General features: G+C 49.8%; 14 protein-coding genes. 9 read left to right on the top strand and 5 right to left on the bottom strand.

The window, feature by feature from the left end:
- Positions 1-20 precede the first annotated feature (20 nt).
- Positions 21-1,655 carry an alpha-D-glucose phosphate-specific phosphoglucomutase gene (locus METTU_RS07480; protein WP_006890701.1) on the bottom strand — a complete coding sequence of 545 codons (1,635 nt, stop codon included), beginning with the start codon at positions 1,653-1,655 and terminating at the stop codon, positions 21-23.
- Positions 1,656-1,727: 72 nt separating this feature from the next.
- Between METTU_RS07480 and METTU_RS07475 the strand changes: the two genes are divergently transcribed.
- The 5 genes from METTU_RS07475 to lspA all read left to right on the top strand — a co-directional run bounded on the left by METTU_RS07475 (position 1,728) and on the right by lspA (position 7,078).
- On the top strand, positions 1,728-2,270 hold the full coding sequence (locus METTU_RS07475; RefSeq protein WP_006890700.1) for a L,D-transpeptidase family protein: 543 nt from the start codon (positions 1,728-1,730) through the stop codon (positions 2,268-2,270).
- Between the two features lie 84 nt (positions 2,271-2,354).
- The gene (locus METTU_RS07470) at positions 2,355-2,633 is read left to right on the top strand and encodes an Lpp/OprI family alanine-zipper lipoprotein (RefSeq protein WP_006890699.1); all 279 of its coding nucleotides are present in this window, start codon (positions 2,355-2,357) and stop codon (positions 2,631-2,633) included.
- A 140-nt stretch (positions 2,634-2,773) separates the two neighbouring features.
- Positions 2,774-3,757, top strand: coding sequence for a bifunctional riboflavin kinase/FAD synthetase (ribF, locus tag METTU_RS07465; protein ID WP_006890698.1), 984 nt, complete (start codon positions 2,774-2,776; stop codon positions 3,755-3,757).
- A gap of 5 nt (positions 3,758-3,762) precedes the next feature.
- Positions 3,763-6,594, top strand: a complete 2,832-nt coding sequence (gene ileS / locus METTU_RS07460; protein WP_006890697.1) for an isoleucine--tRNA ligase — start codon at positions 3,763-3,765, stop codon at positions 6,592-6,594.
- A 7-nt stretch (positions 6,595-6,601) separates the two neighbouring features.
- Positions 6,602-7,078 (top strand): signal peptidase II, encoded by a 477-nt coding sequence (gene lspA / locus METTU_RS07455; protein WP_174269942.1) that lies wholly within the window; start codon positions 6,602-6,604, stop codon positions 7,076-7,078.
- A gap of 157 nt (positions 7,079-7,235) precedes the next feature.
- Here lspA and ampD read toward each other — a convergent pair whose 3' ends face one another.
- Positions 7,236-7,778, bottom strand: coding sequence for a 1,6-anhydro-N-acetylmuramyl-L-alanine amidase AmpD (ampD, locus tag METTU_RS07450; RefSeq protein ID WP_006890695.1), 543 nt, complete (start codon positions 7,776-7,778; stop codon positions 7,236-7,238).
- Between the two features lie 92 nt (positions 7,779-7,870).
- Here ampD and METTU_RS07445 point away from each other — a divergent pair, with 92 nt between their 5' ends.
- From METTU_RS07445 to METTU_RS07435, 3 genes are read left to right on the top strand one after another with little or no spacing between them, the layout of a single operon-like run.
- Positions 7,871-10,024, top strand: a complete 2,154-nt coding sequence (locus METTU_RS07445) for a DUF1631 family protein (protein ID WP_006890694.1) — start codon at positions 7,871-7,873, stop codon at positions 10,022-10,024.
- The gene (gene nadC, locus METTU_RS07440) at positions 10,021-10,851 is read left to right on the top strand and encodes a carboxylating nicotinate-nucleotide diphosphorylase (RefSeq protein WP_006890693.1); all 831 of its coding nucleotides are present in this window, start codon (positions 10,021-10,023) and stop codon (positions 10,849-10,851) included. The genes METTU_RS07445 and nadC overlap by 4 nt, the downstream gene beginning before the upstream one ends.
- Position 10,852: 1 nt before the next feature.
- Positions 10,853-11,332 (top strand): flavin reductase family protein, encoded by a 480-nt coding sequence (locus METTU_RS07435; RefSeq protein ID WP_006890692.1) that lies wholly within the window; start codon positions 10,853-10,855, stop codon positions 11,330-11,332.
- A 147-nt stretch (positions 11,333-11,479) separates the two neighbouring features.
- Here METTU_RS07435 and METTU_RS07430 read toward each other — a convergent pair whose 3' ends face one another.
- The 3 genes from METTU_RS07430 to METTU_RS07420 are packed head-to-tail and all read right to left on the bottom strand — an operon-like array spanning position 11,480 to position 14,033.
- Positions 11,480-12,877: an FAD-binding oxidoreductase gene (locus METTU_RS07430; protein ID WP_006890691.1), complete on the bottom strand. Its 1,398-nt coding sequence runs from the start codon at positions 12,875-12,877 to the stop codon at positions 11,480-11,482.
- Positions 12,870-13,442, bottom strand: a complete 573-nt coding sequence (locus METTU_RS07425; RefSeq protein ID WP_006890690.1) for a BON domain-containing protein — start codon at positions 13,440-13,442, stop codon at positions 12,870-12,872. The genes METTU_RS07430 and METTU_RS07425 overlap by 8 nt, the downstream gene beginning before the upstream one ends.
- 3 nt (positions 13,443-13,445) lie before the next feature.
- Positions 13,446-14,033, bottom strand: a complete 588-nt coding sequence (locus tag METTU_RS07420; RefSeq protein WP_006890689.1) for an SIS domain-containing protein — start codon at positions 14,031-14,033, stop codon at positions 13,446-13,448.
- A gap of 300 nt (positions 14,034-14,333) precedes the next feature.
- Between METTU_RS07420 and METTU_RS07415 the strand changes: the two genes are divergently transcribed.
- On the top strand, positions 14,334-16,655 hold the full coding sequence (locus METTU_RS07415; protein ID WP_006890688.1) for a TonB-dependent receptor: 2,322 nt from the start codon (positions 14,334-14,336) through the stop codon (positions 16,653-16,655).
- Positions 16,656-17,010 lie beyond the last annotated feature (355 nt).

The raw sequence follows: 17,010 nt of genomic DNA, 5'->3' as shown, positions 1-17,010 counted from the left end.
GTGCCTTTCATCTGCTTTTTTTAAGTCACCACATCAGGCTCAGTCCTGCCGGTGCGTTTTTTGACTTCGCAAAACTGCTCGGCAAGGCCGATCAACTCCGCCAAGGCCACTTGGGCATCCTGATCATGCTTGGATGCATCCGCCTCAAAGCGTTCCAGATAGATTCTTAAGGTTGCGCCGACGGTTCCGGTTCCCGATAAACGGAAAATAATGCGGGAGCCGTTTTCAAAGCCGATGCGTATACCTTGATTGCTGCTGACGCTGCCGTCTACCGAGTCCTCATAACTGAATTCATCGGCATATTTAACCGTATATTCGCCGAAGGTTTGTCCCGGCAATGCGGGCAACTGGGACCGTAAGTGCTCAACAATGCCGTTGGCGATATCCATTTCTACGGCTTCGTAGTCGTGTCTGCAATAAATATCCCGGCCGAATTTTTGCCAGTGCTCATGCACGATGTCGGCAACAGATTGGCGTTTTCTGGCGATTAAATTCAGCCAGAATAATACCGCCCATAGACCGTCTTTTTCCCTTACATGATCCGAGCCTGTGCCGAAGCTTTCTTCGCCGCACAGGGTGATTTTCCCTGCGTCCAGCAGATTGCCGAAAAATTTCCAGCCGGTCGGCGTTTCGTAGCAGGGGATGTTGTAACAGGCGGCGACGCGGTCAACCGCTTGGCTGGTGGGCATGGAGCGGGCCACGCCGCGCAAGCCTTGAGCATAAGCCGGAATTAAATGCGCGTTGGCCGCCATAATGGCCAAGCTGTCGCTGGGCGTTACGAAAATGTTGCTGCCGGTAATCATGTTGCGGTCGCCGTCGCCGTCGGATGCCGCGCCGAAAACAGGCGCTGCCGGGCTGAACATGCGTTCGGCCAATTCCTGGGCATGCGCCAAATTGGGATCGGGGTGATGGCCGCCGAAATCTTCCAGCGGTTCGGCATTAATGACTGAATCAGGTATTGCGCCCAAGATGTCTATCAGTATTCTTTTTGCATAAGGGCCGGTAATGGCATGCATCGCATCAAAGAGCAGGGTGATGTAACCTGAGCTGATGCTTTGTTTGAGTAAGTTGAAGTCGAAAATAGACTGCATGAGTTCCGCGTAATCAGTCACCGGATCAACGATAGTAATGTTAAGGCCCTCTATTTGCTGAGTGCCGATGCGATCCAGGTCTATGTCTTCGAGTTGGGCGGTTTTGTAGCTGTCGATAGTAAGACTGCGCTGATAAAATGCGTTGGTATATTTTTCCGGGGCAGGGCCGCCATTGCCGACATTGTATTTAATGCCGAAATCTTCGTCAGGGCCGCCCGGATTGTGGCTGGCGGAAAGAATCAGGCCGCCGAATGCGTTATTTTTTCTAATAATATGTGAAGCCGCCGGGGTAGACAGTAGCCCGCCTTGACCTATAATAAGTTTACCGAAACCGTTGGCTGCTGCCATCTTGATGATGATTTGTATGGCCGGTCTGTTAAAATATCGCCCATCTCCACCCAGTACCAGCGTTTTTCCGGTAAAGCCATGCAACGAGTCGAAAATTGATTGAACAAAATTTTCCAGGTAACCGGGCTGTTGAAATACTTTAACTTTTTTTCTAAGTCCGGATGTGCCTGGATTTTGGTCGTTGTATGGATGCGTTGTGATAGTTTCTATTTGCATGCTGGATCCTTAATTCGACAATTAACATGGTGACTAAAGTACACCAAAATTCTTATCTAGTGTAGAGCATTTATGTTGCGAATTTATTTATTGCTGTGTTGTAGTTTGTTTTCTTTTGCAGTAATTGCGGATGATGATGTCTGGCTTTTAGTGGACACGAAAGCGCTCACTATTGAGGTAAAAAAAGGCATGCAGACGCTTGAGACCATAAATGATATTGCTATTGGTCGAGGAGGTGCCGGGTTTAAAAGTCATCAGGGTGATAACGTTACGCCTTTTGGAAGTTACAGGATCGGCTGGGTTGGCGAGAGCAGTTCTTTTCGAAAATTTTTCGGCTTAACTTATCCGTCCGCAGAGGATGCCCAAAAGGCCTTGGAAGAGGGAGTTATTAATCAAGTGGCTTATAACAGCATTATAACCGCTCATCGGTTTCATCAAGTGCCGCCGCAAAACACGCCTTTGGGTGGGCGAATCGGCATTCATGGGTTGGGGCGGGCGGATGAAAAAATTCATAAATCGATGAATTGGACACATGGATGTATCGCGTTGACTAACGGTCAGATTGATCATTTAAGCCAATGGCTGGACAAAGGAACCGTAGTAAAAATAAAATAAAACTGGAAAATAATTTAAAAACAGTGCAAAATTAAAGCTAGTAAGCGTTTTTTTGTTGTAATAACTTTAAGAAGGAAAAATAATATGAAAAAAGTAATGAAATTATCAATGGTTGCTCTGGTTGCTAGCTTGGTTGTTGGTTGCGCAAGCACTTCAGACATTGAAAACTTACAATCACAAGTTGATGGTTTGAAAACTTCAGTTGCACAAGCATCTGCTGACGCTGCTAGTGCAAAAAGCGCTGCTGATTCAGCTTCTTCACAAGCTGCTTCTGCTGAAGCTGCTGCTAACCGTGCAGCTCAGTATGCTCAAGACACAAACAGCAAACTGGACAGCATGTTCAAAAAATCAATGATGAAATAAATCATTGCTGATTTGAAAATATAAAGCCCGGTGGGATTCCACCGGGCTTTTTTTTTGAGTGCATGATTCAGTTATTATGATTTGAATCCAAGCAATACCGACACATGGTAGAATAAAGCTTTTTTTAATTCACCACATTCATGCGTCTAATTAGAGGATTATCTCATTTAGAACCGTTAAAAAACGGTTGTGTATTGACGATTGGAAATTTTGACGGTCTGCATTTGGGGCATAGAGCCGTGATAAAAAAGCTGGCTGAGCGAGGCGCGGCATTGGATTTGCCTGTCATTGTTATGACCTTTGAACCGCAGCCGCTGGAGTATTTTCTGGGGGAAAATGCGCCGTCACGGTTGATGCGCTTGCGGGAAAAAGTAATCCAGTTTTCTAAATTGCCCGTTGATGATTTGTTGATATTGCGATTTAATCAATATTTTGCCGACTGTGATGCCGAACAGTTTATTGAAGATGTTTTAGTAAAAAAATTGAATATAAAGCATCTGGTTGTCGGGGATGATTTTCACTTTGGCAAGGCCAGGCGCGGAAATTTTGCCATGCTCAAGGATAAGGGCAAGCTATTCGGTTTTGATGTCGAAGATACCGGCTCTTATCAAGTAACCGGGCTTCGAGTCAGCAGTACCCTGATCAGGGACGCGTTGGGCGAGGGTAATTTGGCTTTGGCTGAGAAATTGCTCGGTTGCTGTTATTCTGTTTGCGGACGTGTGGCGCATGGCGACAAACGCGGACGAACCATCGGCTATCCCACCGCCAATATACAAATGTTTAGAAAAAACACCCCCGTTAACGGCGTGTTTGCCGTGACCATGACCGGTATTGATGGATGCGAGTTTGACGGTGTTGCGAATGTAGGCACCCGGCCCACGGTTGATGGCGGTTCAAAGGTAATATTGGAAGCGCATTTGTTCGATTTTGATAGAGAAATTTACGGACGTTATGTGGAAGTGCATTTCAAACAAAAGATCAGGGATGAAATGCGTTTTCAGTCATTGGATGAGCTTAAAGTCCAGATTGTGAAAGATGTGGCTGAGGCCAAAGCCGCGCTTAGCTCCCTGCACGCTTGCAGTATATCCCCCCTCCCTGGTGATAAAGATTTTTGCCGAGTTTAATTGTTATGACGATGGATTATAAAAAAACACTGAATTTACCCAACACTGCGTTTCCGATGAAAGGCAACCTGGCTCAACGTGAGCCGGAACGTCTAAAAAAATGGAACGAAGCCGACTTGTATAACAAAATCAGGCAGGAATTTGCCGGAAGGCCCAAATTCATTCTGCATGACGGCCCTCCCTACGCCAATGGCGAAATTCATATCGGCCATGCGGTCAACAAGGTGTTAAAAGACATCATCGTTAAATCTAAATCGTTAAGCGGTTTCGATGCGCCTTATGTGCCGGGCTGGGATTGTCACGGTTTGCCGATTGAATTACAGGTAGAGAAGAAAATCGGTAAAGCGGGCGTTAAAGTATCCCCCGCCGTTTTCCGAAAAGCCTGCCGCGAATATGCGGGAAAGCAGGTCAACATACAAAAAGAGGCCTTTATCCGGCTGGGTATTTTAGGCGATTGGGAGCATCCGTATTTAACCATGGACTTTGCTTTTGAAGCCGACATCGTGCGCTCGCTAGGCAAAATCAGCCAGAACGGCCACATAGCAAAAGGCGCCAAACCCGTACACTGGTGTACCGATTGCGGTTCTGCGTTGGCTGAAGCGGAAGTCGAGTACGAAGACAAACATTCACCTGCGGTCGATGTACGTTTTCAGGTCGTTGATGAAGACGGATTTTTGAGCCGGTGCCATCATGTGCCTGAGCATGAAGGATCCGGGCCGTTATCGGTGGTCATCTGGACGACCACGCCGTGGACCTTGCCGGCAAACCAGGGCGTTGCGTTAAATCCCGACCTTGAATACGCCGTGGTGCAATGCGAAAAAGACGGCAACAAAGAGCGTCTGGTCGTTGCAGAAGCCCTGCTTAAAGATGCGATGCTGCGTTACGACATCGAAAACTACCATGTAGTCGCTTACTGCAAAGGCGCAGAGCTGGAGCATCAGTTATTGCAACATCCTTTTTATGATCGGCAAGTGCCTGTCATTCTGGGCGATCATGTCACCACCGAGGCCGGTACCGGTGCGGTGCATACGGCGCCGGGACATGGACAGGACGATTATGTGGTCGGTTTGAAATACGGCTTGCCGGTTGATAACCCGGTCGGCAACGACGGCGTTTTCCTGCCGAACACGGAAATCTTTGCCGGTGAACATGTGTTCAACGCCAATGCCCATGTCCTGGAAGTGCTCGAACAACAAGGTAAATTGGTGCATCACGTAGCGATACTGCATAGCTACCCGCATTGCTGGCGGCATAAAACCCCGATTATCTTCCGGGCCACGCCGCAGTGGTTCATCTCGATGGATAAAAACAAACTGCGCGAACAGGCGCTTGATGAAGTCAAGCGCGTCGCCTGGATTCCTGAATGGGGTCAAGCGCGCATTGAAAGCATGATGGAAGGCCGTCCTGACTGGTGTATCTCCCGTCAGCGCACCTGGGGCGTACCGATTACGTTTTTTGTCCACAAAGAAACCGGGGAATTACACCCGCGCACCGCTGAATTGATTGAGCAGGTGGCTCAGCGCATCGAACAACAAGGCATAGAAGCCTGGTTTGAACTGGAAGCGGCTGAACTGTTGGGAGCTGAAGCCGAGCAGTACGACAAAATGACCGATACGTTGGATGTCTGGTTCGACTCCGGCGTAACCCACGCCTGCGTGTTGGAAAAGCGCGAACAGCTGAGCTTTCCGGCCGATTTGTATCTGGAAGGCTCCGATCAGCATCGCGGCTGGTTCCAGTCATCGTTGCTGGCTTCGGTCGCGATGAATGAGGTTGCACCGTACAAGGCTGTGTTGACGCACGGCTTTACCGTCGATGCCGACGGCAAGAAAATGTCCAAATCAAAGGGCAATGTAGTCGCTCCGCAATCGGTGATGAAAAATTTGGGCGCGGATGTATTGCGTTTATGGGTTGCCGCAACCGATTATCGCGGCGAGATGACTGTATCGGATGAAATTCTTAATCGCACCTCGGATGGCTATCGACGCTTGAGGAATACCGCGCGCTTTTTGCTGTCCAATCTCGATGATTTCGACCCGGCGCAACATGCGGTCGAAGATAAGGATTTACTGGCGTTGGATCGCTGGGTTGTGGATAGGGCGTATACGTTGCAGGAAGAAGTCAAAATGGCTTACGACACTTATCAATTTCAGCATATCTTTCAGAAAGTGCATCATTTTTGCGTGATCGATCTGGGCGGTTTTTACCTGGACATCATCAAGGATCGTCAATACACAGCAAAAGCCGACGGCTTGGCGCGGCGTTCGGCGCAAACCGCGATGTACCATGTGCTTGAAGCGCTGACCCGCTGGTTGGCGCCGATCATCAGTTATACCGCCGATGAAATCTGGCAATACCTGCCGGGCGAGCGTAGCGAATCAGTGTTTTTGGAAACCTGGTATCAGGGTCTGGTTGAACTGGATGACGATTCCGCTTTTAACCGCGAGTTCTGGCAAAAAGTCATGGCCGTTCGAGCCGCTGTCGGCAAGGAACTGGAAAAAAGCAGAGCCAAAGGCGACATCGGTTCCTCGCTGAATGCGGAACTTGAACTGTACTGTAATGCCGAGTTTTTTGATGTCTTAAAGCAGTTGTCGAATGAGCTGCATTTTATCTTTATTACCTCCAATGCTTCGGTCATCGCTGAACACAATGCGCCTGAAGAGGCTATTCAGACTGAAATTGAAGGTATTAAATTAAAAGTTGTCGTTTCCGAACATGACAAATGTGTGCGTTGCTGGCACCAGCGGCCTGACGTGGGCAAGCAAGCGGAACACCCGGAACTGTGCGGCCGTTGCGTGGAAAACGTAGCGGGTGATGGCGAACACCGGCACTATGCGTGATTTCATTATGTTGAAATGGTTGTGGTTGTCGTTGCTGGCATTAGTTCTGGATCAAGGGAGCAAGCTTGCCATTGCGGGTTCCATGAAGCTGTATGAATCCATTCCGATCATGCCGTTTTTTAAGCTGACCTATGTACACAATACCGGCGCGGCTTTCAGTTTCCTCAGTGAAGCCGGTGGCTGGCAGCGCTGGTTTTTTGCCGGATTGGCCTTGATGATCAGCGTGGTCATAGCGGTTTGGCTGACCCGCTTGAAAAAACACGAGACCTTGCTGGCGGTGGCTTTGGCGCTGGTTTTAGGCGGCGCGGTCGGCAATTTGATTGATCGCTTGGCTTACGGCTATGTGATCGATTTTCTTGATGTTTATTACGAGTCCTGGCATTGGCCCGCTTTTAATATCGCAGACTCCGCCATTACCTTGGGCGTGGTGTTAATGCTGGCGGAGTCGTTCGGCTTAGTGCATCCGAAAGAGCCGGATTTATAATAGAACGCGGATGCCAAAAGTAGGCGCCTTTAGGCGACGCAGATGATTATGATTGAGTAAGATTTTTTTGAATTATTCTGAAAAATCAGCTGATCGTTAATTTGAGGTTATCCGCGGTCATCATAAATATCTGCGTCATCCGCGTTCCATTTTTCGGTTACTTCAATAGTCCTAAAAGTCTTTGCCAGTCAAAAGATGCGCCAGGATCGGTTTTTCGTCCAGGCGCAATATCACTATGCCCTGTAATGCGTTGTGTCGATAGCTTGGGGTAAGTTTCAAGCAAAGTGCGAATGACCGTAGCAAGTTGCACATATTGCCGGTCGGTATAATCGACAAGTTCGGTGCCTTCAAGTTCTATACCGATAGAAAAATCATTACACCGTTCCCGGCCTTCATATATAGATTTCCCCGCATGCCACGCGCGTTTGTCAAACGGTACGTACTGAACGCATACGCCATCGCGCTTAATCAGTAGATGAGCCGATACGGTGAGTTGATAAACGTCTTTAAAATAAGGGTGATCGTCAGGATCAAGCTGATTGCAAAACAGCCGGTCTATATAATGATTGTCGAATTCGCCGGGCGGTAGGCTGATGCAGTGAATCACCAGTAATGAAATATCCGCAGGGTCAGACCTTTCATCAAAGTTGGGTGAAGGAGTCCGGGTAATGTCGGTTAACCAGTGCTGGTTTATATTCATGGGCTAGTTAAGAAGTGAAAAACGGAAATAAAGCACAGTATTCAGGATCAATACGCATATTATTAGTCAAAACACTATTGGGGGACTAGGTGATGACTAATTTATTTTTAAATGACAGTAGAACTGTTGCTATGAGCAACCGGCAGCAAGTAAATTCAGATTTGAGTAATGTGAGTAGAGCCGGGATATTAGGCAAAATTAAGCCGATTTTTTTTCAGCATTTTGAGCAAGCGGTTGAGGATTGCTGTATGCGAATCGATCTTGAATTCGGTTTGCAGTTAGGCAGAAATCGCGAAAAAATGGGCAAAGATCAATATACAAAGCTGCTGGAATATCTTCGTTTAATTCGAAGAGACATTAAGCAAAACTATTTGTCCAAAGTTAGCGATCTTTTCGACGACCATCATCAAAAAGCGGATGATGGCGAAGGCGGACAGTTGGATTTTTCTAAAATTTCGCTAATCGGAGATGATGCGGTAAAAGAAAATCATGCAATTACCCAGATCATCCGTCAGTGTGAGCGTTTATATTATGAAGAATTGACCGCTCTTAATAAGCATCTTACGCTCCAACGGGGCAAACAAGCTATTGCGGACGGTCAAAATCCGATATTCCCGGAAAAGTTGGTTCGCGCCTTGGTTGAGGTCGTTAAGCCTCTGAAGTTAAATACGGATGCACGGATTGCGCTGTATAAGGCATTTGAAGCCAATGTCTTTAGTCAGCTGGGATTTATTTATGGCGAGCTAATGACACGGTGCGAAACCGCTGCGACTGCACGGATGCAGGAAGTAGCACAGCGTAGCGGCGTGCCGAGTCCGACGCCGTTATACTTGGTAGGCGAGATCCGGGAAGCGGTTGAGCCGGTTGCTGCGAACGCTGAACAGCCCAGTGCGGAGTTTAGGCTATTACAGGAAAAACTGGAGTTATGGCGATTGGCTCATTTTCCTTCCGCTTACGATCTGATTTCAGCTACCGGAAACCTATGTTACCAGCAGTTTGAAATAAAAAATGCATTGCAAGTCCTTCAGCTGGTTAATGACGACTCAGAGCCGGGTGAAAAAAAGCAGCCGTTAAAATGGCGGGTGCTCAAAAAACTGGAGGAGCTGAGTTTTAGCGTCGATGTCAGGGTTTTGGCCAAACACGATGAAGACGTGTTGGATTTGGTGGCTTTAATTTTTAGCGAAATAGAGCAGGATAAACTGCTCGAAGATTCTGTAAAAACAGCTATTTTACGGTTGGAAATTCCGCTGGCAGCGGCCTCTGTGGGACAATACAGCATTTTTACAAGCGAAGGTAATTCTGTCCGGCTGTTACTGGATAACTTGTTTGCGGCTGGGATGTTTTTAAATGCGGATGAGGATGACGATCGGTTAATTCAGGCGCGTATCGCAAGCGCGGTTAAAAAGATGACCAGGCATAGTGGATTTGAACTTTTCGGCTGGATGGCGGAGGCGGAAGAATTTGCCGGCTACCTGAACAAGCAAAAACAGCGCAGTCAGAATATCGAACAGAACGCCAGACAGTTTATGATAAATAAACAAGCATTGGACTCAAGCAGGAAAATAGTCGCTACAGCCATTGAAAACAGCATGAAGGGCAAAAAGCTGCCGACAGCGATAGTCGAATTTCTACGGGGTGTTTGGGCCGATGTTTTGCTGGATGCTTATACGCATAAAGACGAGCAGCCGGAACAGTGGGAAAAATCGGTGCAGGCCATGGATGAGCTGATTGTAAGCGTCATTGCTCCGGCAAATGATAATGAAAGAAAGCAGATATTAAAATTGTTGCCGGGACTGATTGCGGAATTAAGGCACGGCTTGAAGAAAATTTCATACGATAAATCCGCACAGTCGCGTTTTTTTAAAGATCTTGCCGTATGGCATATTATCTTAATGGATAAAAAAGAAGCTAAAAAAACGCTAGGCGATATTGATAAAGCCGGTACGGCGTCTGTCGAAGGCGGGCAAATAAAAGCCGAAACGATAGCGGACCATAGTTCGGCGCAGGCCAACATTCTTGCCGAGGGAAGTTGGGTCGTATTCACTTCGGAATCGGGACGGCAATGGGGCAAGTTGCTTTGGAAAAATGCCGAAAATATGCTGTTTGTCGGAAAAAGCGGAGCAAAAATATTTGAAATTCAAGTGGCCGAGTTGGCGGAAAAGCTGCGCTTAGGGCAGGCCGCCCTTGTTAAGGCTAGTGAAGAAAAAATCACCGAAAGAGTACTTTCAAAATTAATGAGCTTATGACAGAACAATCGAAAATGGTAGACATAAAACGCTTCCTCGAAGAAGACATCGGTTCCGGCGATATAACCGCAGCCATCATTCCTGAAGCGATGACGGCTGAAGCCGAAGTCGTTACCCGTGAAGACATGGTGCTTTGCGGTCAGGCATGGTTTGATGCGGTATTCAAATCTCTGGATGGAAGCGTTAAGATCAACTGGCTGGTCGCTGAAGGCGAGTCGGTCGGTAAAAATACGCTTTTATGCACACTCAGCGGAGCGGCGAGAGGATTACTGACCGGCGAACGCACCGCGCTGAATCTGTTGCAAACCTTGTCTGCGACAGCAACGGTTGCCAGACAATATGCCGACGAGGTTTCCGGCACGGGCTGTAAAGTGCTGGATACCCGTAAAACCATTCCGGGTCTCCGAAATGCGCAAAAATATGCGGTCGCCTGCGGCGGTTGTTATAACCATCGGATCGGGTTGTATGACGGGGTCCTGATCAAGGAAAACCACATCATAGCGGCAGGTTCCATAGCCCAGGCAATCCGGTCGGCGCGTGAATTGACCTCGGTTCCTGTGGAGGTGGAGGTCGAATCCATGCAGGAATTTTTGGAGGCTGTCGCGGCAAAGCCTGACCGGATCATGCTCGATAATTTCAGCTTCGATGATATGGTTGCGGCGGTAAAATTGAATGCCGGAGCCATAGAACTTGAGGCTTCCGGCAATATCGGCCTGGACAATATCAGGGTTGTTGCCGAAACAGGCGTCGATTATATTTCCATCGGCGCCTTAACCAAGCATGTCAGGGCGGTCGATTTGTCCATGCGCATCAAGCTGGTTCACTAACATGATTGAAAATGCGGAGACATTGGTTAAACAGATCAATCACGGTGTTTATGTGATCGGTGTCGGCGTTGGCGAGCGGCAAAACGCCTTTACAGCGGCCTGGGTGATGCAGGTGTCTTTCGATCCTCTGTTGCTGGCGATCAGCATTAATCCCGAGCATTACTCCTATCAATTGATGAAGGAAAGCGGCGTTTGTACGGTCAATGTGCTGGGGCGGGAGCAGTATGCGCTGGCGGAGCATTTTGGCCGGTCCGCTCCAGATAAAATGGCAGGATTTCAATGGCAACAAGCCGAAACCGGTGCGCCGGTTTTATCCGAAAGTTTGGCTTATTTCGACTGCCAGGTGAGTCATTACACCGATGCGGGCGACCATAAAATCGCCGTTTGCAAAGTGGTCGCTGCGGCAACGCTTAATCAGGGGCGGCCGTTGCTATACAGCCAGACCGGCGACATGGACGGCAGCAGCGAGTTATATGGATAAACTGTGCGTATTCAGGTCTGTTATTCACCACGAACGACTTGCATGGATGCAGGAGGTAGAGCAATGAAGGAGCAATTGCCGAGACACGAAGAGCACGAAGAAAAAAACATAAACTTCGTGCTCTTCGTGTCTTCGTGGTGAAAATTATTAAACCAGCGGAAACATCTTATCCGGATTGAGTATGCCGTTCGGATCGAATTGGCGCTTGATGTCCCGCATCAGTTCCAGAGAATTCGCATCCAGTTCCCGATCGACAAAATCCCGCTTTTCCAGACCTACGCCATGCTCGCCGGACAGTGTGCCGTTTAGCGCCAGCACCAACGAAAAGATCTCATCCAGGCACGCGTGGGCTTTTTTGCCTTGTTCGGGCTGATCAGGATCGAGCAATAAATTCACATGGATATTGCCGTTGCCCGCATGACCGAAGTTGATAATGGGCAGGTTGTATTTCTTTGAAAGCTCGCCCAATCCCGCTATCAACGCAGGCATTTCGGTAACCGGGACCACCACATCTTCATTGATTTTTTTCGGAGCCACCTTGCGCAACGCCGGAGACAGCGCTTTCCGTGTTTGCCAGAGCGCTTTGACTTCGGCGTCAGTCTGAGCCAGTCTAATATCCAACAGTCCGTCATTTTTGGCGGCAGCGGCCACCTTTTCAGCGGCCCTGTCCAACCCTTCCAGCTGTCCATCGACTTCGATCATTAACATCGCGCCCGCATGTTCGGGCAGATCGGATTCCGAATATTGCCGAATCATGTTGATCGCATTACCGTCGATAAATTCCAGCGCACAGGGAATCACCGGTTGCGACATGATCGCGGAAACCGCTTTGGCTGCATCGAAAACCGAATTGTAGATGGCTCGGAGCGTTTTGGTCGCTTCCGGCAGCGGCGTCAGTTTTAAGGTGGCTTGGGTAATAATCGCCAGCGTTCCTTCCGAACCGAGGATCAGCCGGGTCAGGTCATAACCGACCACGCCTTTGCTGGTATGGACGCCGACGCGGATTTCCTTGCCCGCACCGGTGACGGCGCGCAGTCCTAAGGTATTTTCCCTGGGCGTGCCGTATTTTACCGCTCTGGGACCTGCGGAGTTATAGGCCAGATTGCCGCCGACGCTACAGAAGGCGGCGCTGGTCGGATCGGGCGGCCAGAAAAAGCCCCGCTCTTTGGCGATGTCCTGCACCTGCTGGTTGGTCATGCCCGGTTCCACGATGATGTAGCGATTATCGGGAGAAAATTCGACCAGTTTGTTCATGCGTTCCAGCGACACAATCAGCCCGCCTTTAAGCGGAGTGGTCGCGCCGGTGGTGCCGGTGCCGCGTCCCCTGGCGGTCAGCGCAACATGGAACCGGTTGCAGGCGTTAACGACGCTGACGACCTGTTCATGCGTGGTCGGAAAAACTACGGCTTGAGGCAGCACATGGCGACGGCTGTTGTCATAGCCGTAAGTCCAGCAATCTTCAGGCGCAGTCAGAATATCTTCGGCAGCAAAAATCTCAGCTAACAGATTTAAGAAACCGGCAGGTAAGGGGGCTATATTAGTCAATGTATTCAAAAACCGTAATGATTTGGTTGACGTCGGATTGGTGTCTGGCCGCGTCTATGGCGGCAGCACCCTCGTTTCTATGCACCAGTCCCATCAGGTAAACCGTGCTTTTTTCAGTGATGACTTTTACCCAGGATGCATCGAATCCGGGTATTTGAGTTAACGCGGTTTTGACTCTGCCGGTAATCAGCGTGTCGTTGGCGCGGAAATTAAAAGGGCTGGGCTGGGCAATAGTCAGCTTGTTGTGTACCAGTTTCACGTTGGGAATGACGCGAACGATGTCGATAATCCGGCTGCGAAATTCTTCCTTGGGCGCCTCGCCGGTGACCAGCACCGCGCCGTTGTAGGCGGTTATATTAAAGTGGCATTTGTCGCGCAAGTCGTAATAGGCATTCAGCTTGGCGCCGGCATTATCTTCGATAGCCTCGTCAGCCAAGATGGCATCGCGGCTGCGGCGGTCGTTTAATAACGACAGCCCGGTAATTTCGGCTCCGCCCGCCGTAATCGTTGAACAGCCGGAAATAAAAAGGCTGTGTGCCAGCAGCAGTAATAACAGCGTTTTCATGATTCAGCCGCCAAATAATTGATGGTCGATTAAGTCGCACAAGCAATGGGTAATCAATGCATGTACTTCCTGAATATGTATGCTGGAGTCTGACGGTACGCGAATTTCTATGTCGATTTCATGGAGCAACGGCGCAATCATGCCGCCGTTATTGCCGGTCAGGGCGATGACGGTGATGTCTTTATCGTGGGCTGCGCTAATGGCTTTGGCGATATTGGCCGAATTGTTGCCGTCGGTATAAGCAACCAATATATCGCCGCTTTGCCCCAAGGCTCTCAGCTGCTTGGCGAAAATATCGTCAAAATGATAGTCGTTGGCGATGGCGGTGATGGTGGTTGTGTCGGTGGTCAAGGCAATGGCGGGTAGCGAAGGCCGGTCGCGTTCGTACTGGTTAAGCATGGCCGATGACAGCAACTGGGCGACGGCCGCCGAACGGCCATTGCCGCAAGTGATTATTTTTTTATCATTCAGTAAGGTTGCGACCAGTCGTTGCGAGGCGAACTCGATGAGTTCGCCGAGGCTGGTCATCGTATCCTGCTGGGCTTGAATGCTGTTTGTGAAATGGTTGATTATGCGATTTTGTAGGCTCATGGCGAACGATTATAAAGACTATCATTCGAGCCTGCGATATTTTTTAAGTTCAACAGCTTGAAGGTTTTTTGACTGCTTCAGCAGTTAGAAAAACGGAACGCTGATGACGCAGATGAATATGATGATCACAGATCATTCAATGAAAATCCTATTTCATCATAATTATCAGCGTCATCTGCGATCCAACACAAACACTGTGCCGAATCGATACTAAAAAAAATCAATAAATAGTGTCCAGTTTGGAAATGCTGAAACGTCGTTAGGGAGTCACATTAAAAATTTACCAAGGACTCCCCCAACATGAAACAACTCGCTTTACCGTTAATCGCCGGTCTGTTCTATTGCCAGAATGTACTGGCCGAACAGAAACTGCGCGTCGACATTCCCTCTCAACCGTTGGCAACCGCACTGGAGCAGTTCGAGCAACAAACCGGCGTACAAATTCTCTACGCCGCCGATGCGATGTCGGGAAAAACATCGCCGCCGCTTGCCGGGCAATACACGGCGCAACAGGCGCTGAAAATCCTGCTGGATAAATCGGGGCTTGCCTACCGGTTTACCGACGATCATACCGTTGCGGTCAAGCGTGTCGAACCGGCCGGCGCCAATGACGTTGCCGAGGATAAAAAAAACGCCGTCCATAAATTGGATACGATCGTGGTGACCGCCACCAAAACCGAGCGCCCTATATCGGAGGTGACCGCCACCACGGCGGTTATCGACGAAAAACAGATCGCCAACATGTACAGCCGCGATACCACCGATGTGCTGACGCGGGCGGCCGGCGTCGATATCGCCCGTAGCGGCACGAGCGGCATTGCGACGCTTAATATTCGCGGCACCGGCTCGCGCCGTTCCTCGGTTTTGGTCAACGGCCAATATGCGGAGTTCCTGGACACCGGTATCGGCAACCGCAATACCTTGCAGACTGTCGACTGGGACGATGTCGAACGGGTCGAAGTCGTTCGCGGCGCCGGTTCGGCGCTGTACGGCCCCAATGCGATGGGCGGCATGGTCAACGTCATTACCAAGGAAGCGCCCAAGGAAAAGAATGTGACGCGGCCGTTCTTTGTCTTCGACAGCTTGCCCACTTATGGCGGCGGCGCATCGACGGGCGGCACCTTGGACGACTTCAGTTACCAGCTCAACGTCAAACACCTGAGTTCGGAAGGCTATAAAAGCACACCGGCCCCCGCCTTTTTTCCCGGCTCTACCGGGACGGTATCGCATTCGCTGCAAAACGGCGGCTGGGACAAAACCATGCTCGGCGGACGCCTGGGCTACCGGTTGTCCGAACAATCGAAGCTGAAGTTTGCGTTCAATTATATGGACGAATCCGACCTGGCGTTCGACCGGGTCAATACGCCGCAAAACGGCCAATACGGTCAGTACAGCCTGGAGTTCAAACACGATTTTTCCGACCGCTTCGATGTGACCAGCACGGTCAGCCATCGCAGCCATGTCGCCGACCTGACCTTCGACAATTATTTTTATCCGTCGACGACCACGAATATCACGCCGAGTACGACCTTATTCGAAGATGCGCAGAAGCTCACCGGAGAAGTGCGGGCCCGCTGGATGCCTGCGCAAGGCCATACCCTGCTGTTCGGCTATAACGCAGCCCAGGATTGGACCAAGGTTCGTAACATTACCACCCTGACCGGCGTTGAAACAGATCGCCGCAATGCGGAAATTCAGAACCACGGCTTGTATCTGCAATACGAACTGGAGCTTTCCAAAAAGCTGTTCGTATCGATAGGCGGCCGTTACGACTGGTTCAACTACGACATCAACGCCAATATTGCCACGCCCAACACACAGCGGCTCAGCAAAACCACGTTCGAAACCTTTAATCCCAGGGGCGGCATCCGCTATAAATTCAACGACGATATTTCGGTTCACGGCAGTATCGGCACCGGTTTCCGTGCGCCCGAACCCAGCGCCGTGGTCGGCGGCGTGAACAGCGCATTTGTTGAATTACAACCCAATGCCGGTCTGAAACCGGAAACCTCGGACAGTTACGATCTGGGTATCGATTTTGACACCCCGTTCGGTCTGCATGCCGCCGCGACCGGTTTTTTCAACGATATTTCCGACTATATTCTGTCATCGCGTACCCGCGCCGGCAATAAAACCATCCTTCAATCCCAAAACCTCGCCAAGGTGCATACCTACGGTGCGGAACTGGAGTTGACGCAGCAGATCACCGATCGCTTCAGCCTGTTTACCAACTACACCCACACCATTGCCCGAACCGCAGCGCCGCTGTCGGCCACAGCCAGCGGGCTGCCGCAAGAAGGTTATCAATTGCCCAATGTTCCAGAACATAAAGCGGCTTTCGGCCTGCTGTTCGACTCCTCGCGTATCAGCGGCCGTCTGGAAGGCCGTTATGCGAGCAGGCGTTTCATCAGCGGCGACAGTTTTAATCAATCTAGTTACGCCTTGGGGTCTTATGTCGTGGCCGACATCAACGCCACCTACCGGCATCCGATCGGCAACAAGAAGACGCTGGATTTGACCGCCGGTATTAACAACATCCTCGATCGGCAGTACGAATCTCGCGGCCAAGGCGTCTATAACGAACCGCGGATCGGTTTCATCAAACTAGGGCTTGAGTTCTAAAAACTGTTTGCGGCGCTGGGGTAACCCGGTGCCTCCGATACCCGGACGGTATCGGTTTGTTTCCAAATGTTTCATCGTTTGGAAGTAACGGAGCGTCGGTCAACATAACCGGCGCTCCAGCGGACGGCGTCAAAGAGGATTCTGTCCGCATTTCGCCCTTAAGGGCAGCATTAATAATGAGGTATCAACCATGTTAAATGAAATCAAAATCGACGATCTGAGTGTCGCTATCAAAAACAGCATCCATACGGCAATGTGCTGTCATGGACCTATGTGCGATACGGATTGCGCACACTAACCTTGCCATTCGATCGGGAAGTCTTCGGGTTTCCCGATCCCCTCTTATGTTGGAGTT

It is taken from the genome of Methylobacter tundripaludum SV96 (genome assembly GCF_000190755.2).
GTDB lineage: Bacteria > Pseudomonadota > Gammaproteobacteria > Methylococcales > Methylomonadaceae > Methylobacter_A > Methylobacter_A tundripaludum.
Note: the sequence above shows the minus strand (reverse complement) of the source record. Positions and strands in the feature narration are given on the sequence as shown.

Bases quoted from the DNA above. Each gene is read 5' to 3' on its own strand.
- METTU_RS07420 (WP_006890689.1), bottom strand. From the start codon at position 14,033: ATGAGCCTACAAAATCGCATAATCAACCATTTCACAAACAGCATTCAA.
- METTU_RS07475 (WP_006890700.1), top strand. From the start codon at position 1,728: ATGTTGCGAATTTATTTATTGCTGTGTTGTAGTTTGTTTTCTTTTGCA.
- lspA (WP_174269942.1), top strand. From the start codon at position 6,602: ATGTTGAAATGGTTGTGGTTGTCGTTGCTGGCATTAGTTCTGGATCAA.
- ileS (WP_006890697.1), top strand. From the start codon at position 3,763: ATGACGATGGATTATAAAAAAACACTGAATTTACCCAACACTGCGTTT.
- ampD (WP_006890695.1), bottom strand. From the start codon at position 7,778: ATGAATATAAACCAGCACTGGTTAACCGACATTACCCGGACTCCTTCA.
- METTU_RS07445 (WP_006890694.1), top strand. From the start codon at position 7,871: ATGACTAATTTATTTTTAAATGACAGTAGAACTGTTGCTATGAGCAAC.
- nadC (WP_006890693.1), top strand. From the start codon at position 10,021: ATGACAGAACAATCGAAAATGGTAGACATAAAACGCTTCCTCGAAGAA.
- METTU_RS07435 (WP_006890692.1), top strand. From the start codon at position 10,853: ATGATTGAAAATGCGGAGACATTGGTTAAACAGATCAATCACGGTGTT.
- ribF (WP_006890698.1), top strand. From the start codon at position 2,774: ATGCGTCTAATTAGAGGATTATCTCATTTAGAACCGTTAAAAAACGGT.
- METTU_RS07425 (WP_006890690.1), bottom strand. From the start codon at position 13,442: ATGAAAACGCTGTTATTACTGCTGCTGGCACACAGCCTTTTTATTTCC.
- METTU_RS07480 (WP_006890701.1), bottom strand. From the start codon at position 1,655: ATGCAAATAGAAACTATCACAACGCATCCATACAACGACCAAAATCCA.
- METTU_RS07470 (WP_006890699.1), top strand. From the start codon at position 2,355: ATGAAAAAAGTAATGAAATTATCAATGGTTGCTCTGGTTGCTAGCTTG.
- METTU_RS07415 (WP_006890688.1), top strand. From the start codon at position 14,334: ATGAAACAACTCGCTTTACCGTTAATCGCCGGTCTGTTCTATTGCCAG.